This is a genomic window from uncultured Polaribacter sp. (genome assembly GCF_947497695.1).
Lineage (GTDB): Bacteria > Bacteroidota > Bacteroidia > Flavobacteriales > Flavobacteriaceae > Polaribacter.
Map to the genome: position 1 here is coordinate 570,128 of NZ_CANMHM010000001.1, position 9,820 is coordinate 579,947.

Sequence of the window (9,820 nt, forward strand, 5' to 3'; positions counted from 1 at the left end):
CAGCTGTAAATAAAATATCCAACCATAAAGGTTGGATGTCAATACTATTCTACTCTAAAAGATATTGGTAATGCATATCTTACTTTTACGGGTTTATTTCCTTGTATTCCTGGAGTAAATTTAGGTAGCTTTTTAATAAGTGTTTGTGTTTCTTTGTCTAATTTTTTGTGAGGTGATTTAATTTTAATATCTACAACATTGCCTTTATCATCAATTAAAAATTGCGAATAAATTCTATGAATGCCTGAATGCAACCCTAATTCATTTGCTAAATTAACATCAAAATTACGTTGTACAAATTGTTTCATCTTTTTATCAAAACAAATTTTATTTTGTTTTTTTGATAAACCTTCACATCCTTTAAAAATTGGTGCGTTTTCTATGCTAATAAAATCAACATCTTCAACTATCTTATCAGGTACTTTTATTTCAACCACATCATTTATATCAATAATAACAGGAATTTCTGAAGGATCAACATCAACAACCTTTTCTATGATATCATTATTTCCTTTTACAACCTCATCAACAATAAATATTTGGTCTTTTACAATTGATGCTTTTGGAATAATTTTAACTTCTTTAGTAAAAAGAATTTCTGTAGTGGGTTCTATATAAACTATTTTAGATTCATCATTGAAATTACAACTGATAACAGTTTTCTGTTCGGTTTCGTGTTCTAGCGTTACATAAACAACAAAAAGGACTAAAACTAACCCTAACTGCATAAAAATATTTGAGAATTTTTCTAATTGTTTGTTAGGTAATTTTTTTAAATTTTTCATAATTAGGCTGTTTTTATATGTTAAGACTTTGTTAAACCAAAGAACATGCCATAAAAATATCTAATTAATCTTAGTTGTAAAGTTTCTTGTTTTAAAAACCTTTTTGTCAATTTGTATTCAGGGCAAACTCATACTTTTAAATTTCCACGAATTTTTAATCCTCAATGATGTTGAATACTTATTTTCATCTTTAATTTCGCAAATAAAAACCTTTGGTTTTCTAAATTTGCGAAATAATTTTAGACCAAATCATAAAATAATTCGTGAATTCGTGGCAAAATTTTAGAGTTTATCATTTTTTAAAAAGTGTGTGTTTTCCCTAAATTGTTATTGTCTTGTTTCCTGTTTCCTAAAGCCATAAATTAGTACCAGTAAAATCATCAAAAAATTACTCAATACTTTCTAAAACTCGTTTTAAAAACTCATTTTCATCAAAGTTTTTTAATCCAAAACGTACAATTACCATTTCTTGATCTGGTAAAACATAGATTCTTTGTCCTTGAAAACCATCGGCAAAATACATGTTTTTAGGTACATCTTTCAATTCTTTTTTTGTATTCAGCCAAAACTGTGCTCCATAAGTTCCGTTAGAACCTTTTGATGGAGTAGTAATATAATTTACCCAATCTTTGGTAAATAATTGATCTCCATTCCAATTTCCATTGTGCAAGTATAAAAGTCCAAATTTACCCCAATCTCTAGCAGTTGCCCAAGAATAAGAAGAACCTACGTAATTACCACTTAAATCGGCTTCTAAAATCATTGAGTTCATTCCTATTCTGTCAATCAAATCACTATACCAAAAATCTAAATATTCTTGATGCGTTTTAAAGTGATTTCTTAAAATACCAGATAATAAATTGGTTGTTCCAGATGAATAGTTAAACATTTCATTGGGTTTGCCAACCAAAGGTTTGTTTTCTTGCATTTTAGTCATATCTCTTTCTAAAAAGAGCATTTTGGTAACGTCAGAAATTTCATCATAATTTTCATCCCATTCTAAACCAGAATTCATTTGTAGTAAATTATTGATAGTAATTTGCTTACGTTCATCATTCTGCCAAGAGGCAATTGGCGCTAAATCTTGTACATTTATTTTATGTTGATGTTGTAAAACTCCAAAAACAGTACTTAAAATACTTTTGGTCATAGACCAACCTAAAATTTTAGATTTTTTACTAAAACCAGCTGCATATTTTTCTGATATAATTTGATCTTTATAAATAACAACAACTGCTCTTGTTTGGTTTATTGAATCAAACAAAAAATCTACCGACTTCTTTAATTTTTGATAATTTACATTCGCAAAAACAGTGTCTTTTTGTGGTAAATTTCCATAAGGATAAGCAGCAGAATTATCTAATTGAACTCTTTTAGGAGTTAAATAAGTAGCAGTTTCATCTTCCTTTTCTAAGGTTAAAACAGCTCCTAATCCTTTTCTAATAATTGCTTTTCTGGTTAATAATCCTAAAACAGATGAAGTTGCGGTTTGTTGTTTTGTATCAATTTTATTGGAAGCTAAATTAACTGGAGGAAAATTATTGTCTGTACTATCTGTAAATGCCAAAGTTCTATCAGCTATAAAAACAGAAGAAGCAGTATTTTTTGCAGAATACCCAGCCAAAAGATTTAATTTTGGATAATTAAAAACAACTGCAATTATAATAACAACTAATAGTAAAAAGAGAATTCGTTTGATAATTTTCATCAGAAATAGATTTTTGTAACGTAAAAATAAGAAATTCATATTGAGTTTATTACCTCTTTAAAAAAGCAACGTTTATCTTTGCACTTTAAATTGATTTTATATGATGAATGTTGATAAAATTCGAGCAGATTTCCCAGTTCTAAAAAGAACAGTTCATGGCAAACCTTTGGTTTATTTTGATAATGCTGCCACTTCACAAACGCCACAAATTGTTATTGATGCTATTGTAGATTATTACAGCAATTACAATGCAAATATTCATAGAGGTGTGCATACTTTAAGTCAGGAAGCAACTGATAAGTACGAAGAAGCACGTATTAAAATTCAGCATCATTTTAATGCCAAAGAAGCTTATGAGATTATTTTAACCTCTGGTACAACAGATAGTATTAATATGGTTGCTGCAGGTTTTGCTTCGCTTTTAAATAAAGACGATGAAATTATCGTCTCTGCTTTAGAACATCATTCTAATATTGTGCCTTGGCAAATGTTGTGCGAAAAAACAGGAGCTATTTTAAAGGTAATTCCAATGAAATTGGATGGCTCTTTAGATATGGATACTTACCATAAATTGGTAAATAAAAAAACAAAATTGGTTTTTTGCAATCATGTTTCTAATGCTTTAGGAACTATAAATCCTATTGAAGAAATTATAGAAGTTGCACATAAAGTAAATGCAGCTGTTTTAATAGATGGAGCACAAGCAACCCCTCATATAAAACCAGATGTTCAGGCTTTAGATGTAGATTTTTATGTAGCATCAGCTCATAAATTATGTGGGCCAACTGGCGTTGGATTATTATATGGAAAACAAGAATGGTTAGAAAAACTACCTCCTTACCAAGGAGGAGGAGAAATGATAGCCACTGTTTCGTTTGAGAAAACAACCTATGCAGGCTTGCCCCATAAATTTGAAGCAGGAACTCCAAATATTTGTGGAGGAATCGCTTTTGGTGTTGCTATTGATTATCTAAACTCTGTAGGTTTTGACAACATAGCATCTTATGAACACGAACTTTTAGAATATGGTACACAAGAGCTTTTAAAGATAGAAGGTTTAAAAATCTATGGAACATCTAAAGAAAAAACAGCGGTCATATCTTTTAATGTCAATGAAATTCATCCTTATGATATTGGTTCAATTTTAGATAAATTAGGCATTGCTGTAAGAACAGGTCATCATTGTGCACAACCCATTATGGATTTCTTTCAAATACCTGGAACTATAAGAGCATCTTTTTCTTTTTACAATACAAAAGACGAAATTGATGTTTTGGTAGCTGGTTTAAAAAGAGCTGTAATGATGTTGTCTTAAAATGGATTAAAGTTATTTTATCATTGAGAAGAATATTTATGATTTCTTTCCTGATAAAATTATATAAAACAAAAAAAGGTTGCATATCTATGCAACCTTTTTTTGTTATTAAATTCTATAAATTATTATCTAAGTGCTGGAGAATAATTTGTAGGGTAATCAACTGCTTTTGCTAAACCATTGGTAGCTGTCGTAAAATTAGAACCAAATTCTGCATCTATGGCACCTAAAATTTTATTAGCCATTAGTGCATAACCTCTACTCGTTAAATGTATACCATCTAAACTAATTAAACCACCAGTAACTAAGTTGGTTGTCATTAAACCATCATCAAACATTAGACCTGTTGTAGACGCTTCAGTTAATATGCTATTTAAATCTACTAAGGCAACATTTGGATTTGCACTAGCAACTGCTGTTATAGTTGTATTGTAAGCATCTGTAGCTGTTTTTATTAAAGCTTGTTCTTGTGGCGTTAAAACCCATTTATCTGCTAATGGAAGTGTAATTCCTTCTGCAGAAAATTGCCCTGCTAAAGTTTGTGGCAAAAGACCTCCACTTAACGTTATTAAATTTCCTACATGAGTTGTATTAACGGTCCCTATAACGCTACTACTAGGTAAAACAAATAAATCGTTAGCAGTTGCAGCTCTTGCTTTACCATATTGTTGCCCTAACAAGCCAGCAACTAAAGGTGCTGCTGCTGCTGGTAAACCTAAAGTTTGTTGGACAAAAGTAGCAAAAGTAGCACTTGTAGCTAAAGTATTTGTAATTGGTGTTGTTAAATCTGTTGCATCTTCATCATATATAACCACAGGATTTGTTACAGTTGTAGAAAAAACGATAGAACGTTCTGGTTGTCCTGCACCAGCATATATTTGATTTACTGCTGCAAATACAGAGTTTAATAGAGGAATTTGAGCTTTAAATGCTGGTCCTGTAACTGCATCATTTGGATCTAAAGGATTATATGGCACCGATGTAAAATGAGCTAAATCTGTAATATATGGTACATTTGCTACCACACCTTTCACATTATTTGTTCCATTTGCTGTTAAAGCATTAACCATGTTAGAAAATACAGATGCAAATACATCAACATTTGTAATGTCGTTACCTCTATAATCTGAAGGACTAACTGTGTTATCTGATTGATAGATAGCATTAGCAGCAGGAACTGCAGCACAAAAAGGTGTTGCTTCAACCGCAGAATTATAACCTCCTGAAGTTGCAAAACTTAAAACATCATTTCCTCCTATTTCAGACAATGTAAAGAAAGTTGGTGCTTGAGCTACTGCGTCTCCTAAAACGGTAGCTGTTGCACTTGTAGCCATTCTAGCATAATATGGGTTTGCCAATTGGCAAGGAACTCCTGCTAAATTTCCAAAACCAGGTGCAACTAAATGAAAACTTTTTGCTCCCGGAATTCCGTAATTATTAAAACCACCAGTAAGCACTGTTGTGCCTTCTGTAGTTGGTGTTGCAGATAAACGTACAGGTCCAGCTCCATTAAAAAAAAGTCTTGGTGCTTGTATCACTGTACTTCCTCCAAAAGCCATCCCTCCAATATTATCATTCATTAAAGGTTGTTTAAAAGTATTTGCTACCCCAAATTTACTTGCTAAAATACTTGGGAAAGAGTTTTCTTGGGCAGCTTTAAATAAAGCACCATCTGTAAAACCAGATGTAAAGGAAGCTCCAATTGCTACATAGTTAGAAAAATCTAATCCACTTGTATTTAAAGCTACTTGTGTTTCAGCTGGGTTTGTAATTGTATCTAAGTCATTGTTTACATCACAAGACACAAAGCCTAATGATAAAAGAAACAATCCTATATTTTTATAATTTTTCATAAAGTATTGTGTATGTATTATTAGTTATTAATTGTCCAAGCAAGGTAATATTGAGACCCAATTGCTCCTACTCCAGGTGCACTTCTAAATTCTTTTCCTGATAAATTTGCACCACCTAATTTAAATACCGATTTAATTGCTGGAACAGAATAGTTAACTTGAGCATCAAAAACAGTTCTTTCTTCTACAATACCATCTACAAAAGATGATTCCCAATAGAATTCATCTTGCCATCTTGCATTTAGATTAAAACCAAAGTTTTTGAATAAATTTGCTTTACCAAATTGTAATTTAAATTTATTTTCTGGGGTATTAAAACCTGCTTCAAATTCTGGGTCTGAAGTCTGATCAAAATCAAACTTTGCATAAGTATAATTAATACCTAAATCAAAATCATTAAAGATTTTAGTATTCAATCCTAAAGAAGCTCCATAAGAACTAATATCAGAATCTGTATTGGTGTATACCTGTACTACTTTTAATTGATTGTTGCTACCACGAGCTAACACATTTTTATTAGCAATAAAATCTTCATATTGGTTATAATAAGCACTAAAATCTACAGTAATTCTAGAGTTTCCTGTTGGAATTAAACCACGATAACCAACTTCATAAGCTGTTACTTTTTCTGGTTTTACAATATCAATATCTATTGATGCTGTTCCTCCACTTGCAATTGAGAAAGCATTTTCATAAGCGTCTCTTATTAATAATGAATGTTCAGTACCACTGTCATCTAAATATGCAATTCTTTTATCTAAATTATCTGGTGCAGAACCTACCAATATTGCAGCACCTGCATCTAAACCTATGTATTGATCTTGAGTAGTAGGGTTTCTAAAACCTGTTTGGAATGACACTCTAAAATTATCATTTTTGTTTTCTCCTGCAGCAAATGCTAAAGAGACTCTTGGGGAGAAATTCCCTTCAAAATTTTGTGCCTTGTCATAACGCACAGAAGTTGTTAATTTTAAGCGATCCTCTTCTAAAAATTTCTTTTGTAATTGAGTATAAACACCATATTCATCATAATCAATAGGGCCATCAGCATCTGTAAAAATATTTCCAAAAGAATTTAAAGAATATCTTCTGTAAGAGGCTCCTACTTGAATTTCAGCAAAATTAATCATTTCTTTAAAATTATAATTTAAATCACCATGATATAGCTTTGTTTCATCCTCAAACTTTGCTCCGGTTAAAAGGTTTGAGTCGTTAGTAACTTGATTAAAAGCAGCTTTAAAGCCATCAGAACCTGGTAGTAAACGATTTCTATCTGCAAAAGCTCTAGCTGCAGTATGTTTTTCTGCTTCTGTGGCAGCTGTAGATGTTAAATATGCACCTGCATACTCTCTAAACCAGTTTTGATTACTACTCCATATATTATTAATATTTAAAGCTGCGAATAAAGAATTGTAAGAATCCCCTGCATTTTCACTAGTGGTGTATCCTCTAACCATAAAGTTTTTACCTTTCAACTCTAACTTATGCTGTTGTAACGTAAAGTCATTAATAGCGTATCTTTGTGCTCCTTGGTAAATAGTATTACCGCTACCAAATTTAGAGTTCCAAATTACTTCTAAACGATCATCTCCCCAAGGTCTGTAATGTAAAGCTCCATTTAATTTTGTGCTTTTTGCACTATAATCTAATAAATCTACTTCATCATACCCTGTTCTACTAACAGTACCAATTGCACCAATTGCATCTGTAGAAGCTACGTCTCCATAAACATTTACACCGTTATAATTTTTATCTGAAGCTCTATTGCCAGGAGCATATATTGCTCCTCTTATAGACTCTGTAGTGTTTCTATAATCTGTAGCATGCCATTCTGTACCATCTAAATAAGAAAAGGTTGCTTTTGCTGCAAATTTGTCTGAAAAAGCATGTGCTACTCTAACATCAAATTGGGTAACAGGATTATCTCCTCCAGCTTCTTGACTTGTAATACCTGTTTTATTTGAGAAGCTTACTCCTTGATGATCAAAAGGATTTTTACTTGTCATAAACATAATTCCGTTAAACGCATTTGCACCATATAATGCAGAAGAAGCTCCTGGCAACAATTCAACAGTATTTACATCTAAATCAGACATACCTAATAAGTTACCAATCGCAAAGTTTAATGCTGGTGAAGAATTATCCATGCCATCTACTAGTTGCATAAAACGTGTATTTGCAAATGTTGCAAAACCACGTGTATTTACAGATTTAAAGGTTAAACTACTTGTATTTACATCTACCCCTTTTAAGTTTTCTAAACCTTCATAAAAAGAAGGAGAAGTGGTGTTTTTGATTTCTCTTGCGTCCATTCTTTCAATAGTTACAGGAGACTCCATAACACGCTCTGGTGTTCTAGAAGCAGAAACTACAATTTCATCTAAAAAAGTGGCATTTTCTTCTAAACTAGCAACAACTTTTTGGTTGTTTTTTGTGATTTTAACTTTTTTTGTTTCATATCCTAATACAGATATTTCTATTGTAAAAGGAGGTGTGTCTGAAACTTTTAAGACAAAATTTCCATCGAAATCTGTTGTAGTTCCTACAGCTTTGTTTTCAATTTTAATGTTGGCTCCAGGAATCAATTCTCCTGATTTTGCATCATTAACAGTACCTGTTATAGTGGTTTGTGCAACCATAGCAAAGCTGCTAATAGCGATACATGCAGTTAATAAAATTTTTTTTATCATAATTTGAATTAATTTGTTAAGTATATGCAAAATACAATTTTTTTTGAATAATTTAATAAAACATTAACTATTTTATGTTTTTAGCAATATTGACACCTAAAAATTATCATATTTAAATTAAAAAACAACATTGTTTTCTCATCAATAAAAAGAGTAGTTATTGTACATTTGTAATTACTTTTTTAATTTTAATTTTACTTGAATACAATTCTTAATATTTCTAATTTTTCTTCTTCAGAAAAGACATTTGTTACCATTGGTACTTTTGATGGTGTTCATTTTGGGCATCAAAAAATTATTGAAAAGTTGGTGTTAGAAGCTAAAAAATCGCATAGAAAATCGGTTTTACTTACTTTTTTTCCTCATCCAAGAATGGTATTGCAAAAAGACGCTAAAATAGAGTTGATAAATACTATTGAAGAACGTAAGCATTTGTTAGCAAAAACAGGTTTAGATTATTTAATTATCCACCCTTTTAGTAAAGATTTTTCTAGAACAACTGCCCTTGAATTTGTGCGAGATATTTTGGTAAATAAACTCAATATTTCTAAATTAATTATTGGTTACGATCATCATTTTGGGAAGAATAGAGAAGGAAATATCACACAATTAACAGAATACAGCCATTTATATGATTTTGTGGTTGAAGAAATTCCGGCGCAAGATATTGATGATGTTTCTGTAAGTTCTACAAAAATTAGACGTGCGCTAGCTTCTGGAAATTTAAAAACGGCCAACAATTATTTAGGGTATCATTTTATGCTTTCTGGCATTGTTGTAAATGGCAAACAATTGGGAGGTAAAATTGGGTTTCCTACAGCAAATATTGATGTTAAAGAAGCGTATAAACTAATTCCTAAAACGGGCGTTTATGTTGTAAAAGCTACAATTGACAAAAAAGTGGTTTTTGGTATGATGAATATTGGAAATAGACCTACTGTTAATGGACATAATCAAACGATAGAAGTCCATTTTTTTGATTTTAACCAAGATTTGTACAATCAAAATTTAACCATAGAACTACTTTATTTTTTGCGTGATGAAGTAAAATTTGCTTCTGTTGATACTTTAGTGCTTCAATTGAAAAGTGATGAAAAAACTGCTAGAGTTTATATAGAAAAAAATAGTCCTTTTTAATTCCTCAAAAGCGAAAACGTTTTTGTGTTCTCTTGTTTATGCGACTTCTTACTTTGTTCGAAGTGACAATTGCTATGGTTTTGTTTGATTTACATTAATACTTTTACACATAATTTAATTTTATACAGTTTTGTCTTTTCGACCTTTTGGGAGAAATCACATAAAGTTGCTCTATTTTGTATTCTCTTCTTTATGCGACTTCTTACTTTGTTCGAAGTGACAATTGCTGTGGTTTTGTTTGATTTACATTAATAATTTTACACATAATTTAATTTTATACAGTTTTGTCTTTTCGACCTTTTGGGAGAAATCACATAAAGTTGCTCTATTTT

General features: G+C 31.0%; 6 protein-coding genes. 2 read left to right on the forward strand and 4 right to left on the reverse strand.

Features of this window, described 5'->3' with window-relative positions:
* Window positions 1–44: 44 nt before the first annotated feature.
* Window positions 45–785 carry an energy transducer TonB gene (locus Q0731_RS02540; protein ID WP_299059389.1) on the reverse strand — a complete coding sequence of 247 codons (741 nt, stop codon included), beginning with the start codon at window positions 783–785 and terminating at the stop codon, window positions 45–47.
* A gap of 388 nt (window positions 786–1,173) precedes the next feature.
* The gene (locus Q0731_RS02545; protein WP_299059392.1) at window positions 1,174–2,493 is read right to left on the reverse strand and encodes a serine hydrolase; all 1,320 of its coding nucleotides are present in this window, start codon (window positions 2,491–2,493) and stop codon (window positions 1,174–1,176) included.
* A 100-nt stretch (window positions 2,494–2,593) separates the two neighbouring features.
* Here Q0731_RS02545 and Q0731_RS02550 point away from each other — a divergent pair, with 100 nt between their 5' ends.
* Window positions 2,594–3,808: a cysteine desulfurase gene (locus Q0731_RS02550; RefSeq protein WP_299059393.1), complete on the forward strand. Its 1,215-nt coding sequence runs from the start codon at window positions 2,594–2,596 to the stop codon at window positions 3,806–3,808.
* Between the two features lie 125 nt (window positions 3,809–3,933).
* On the opposite strand, the gene Q0731_RS02555 is transcribed toward Q0731_RS02550, so the two are convergent.
* Together Q0731_RS02555 and Q0731_RS02560 are read right to left on the reverse strand one after the other, a co-directional pair.
* Window positions 3,934–5,661 carry a G-D-S-L family lipolytic protein gene (locus Q0731_RS02555; RefSeq protein WP_299059395.1) on the reverse strand — a complete coding sequence of 576 codons (1,728 nt, stop codon included), beginning with the start codon at window positions 5,659–5,661 and terminating at the stop codon, window positions 3,934–3,936.
* A gap of 20 nt (window positions 5,662–5,681) precedes the next feature.
* Complete coding sequence (locus Q0731_RS02560) at window positions 5,682–8,351, reverse strand: TonB-dependent receptor (RefSeq protein ID WP_299059398.1); 2,670 nt, start codon at window positions 8,349–8,351, stop codon at window positions 5,682–5,684.
* A 198-nt stretch (window positions 8,352–8,549) separates the two neighbouring features.
* Here Q0731_RS02560 and Q0731_RS02565 point away from each other — a divergent pair, with 198 nt between their 5' ends.
* Complete coding sequence (locus tag Q0731_RS02565) at window positions 8,550–9,488, forward strand: bifunctional riboflavin kinase/FAD synthetase (protein WP_299059400.1); 939 nt, start codon at window positions 8,550–8,552, stop codon at window positions 9,486–9,488.
* Window positions 9,489–9,820: the final 332 nt, after the last annotated feature.

Coding starts and splice junctions, on each gene's coding strand:
- Q0731_RS02540 (WP_299059389.1), bottom strand. CDS start 785: ATGAAAAATTTAAAAAAATTACCTAACAAACAATTAGAAAAATTCTCA.
- Q0731_RS02550 (WP_299059393.1), top strand. CDS start 2,594: ATGATGAATGTTGATAAAATTCGAGCAGATTTCCCAGTTCTAAAAAGA.
- Q0731_RS02560 (WP_299059398.1), bottom strand. CDS start 8,351: ATGATAAAAAAAATTTTATTAACTGCATGTATCGCTATTAGCAGCTTT.
- Q0731_RS02555 (WP_299059395.1), bottom strand. CDS start 5,661: ATGAAAAATTATAAAAATATAGGATTGTTTCTTTTATCATTAGGCTTT.
- Q0731_RS02545 (WP_299059392.1), bottom strand. CDS start 2,493: ATGAAAATTATCAAACGAATTCTCTTTTTACTATTAGTTGTTATTATA.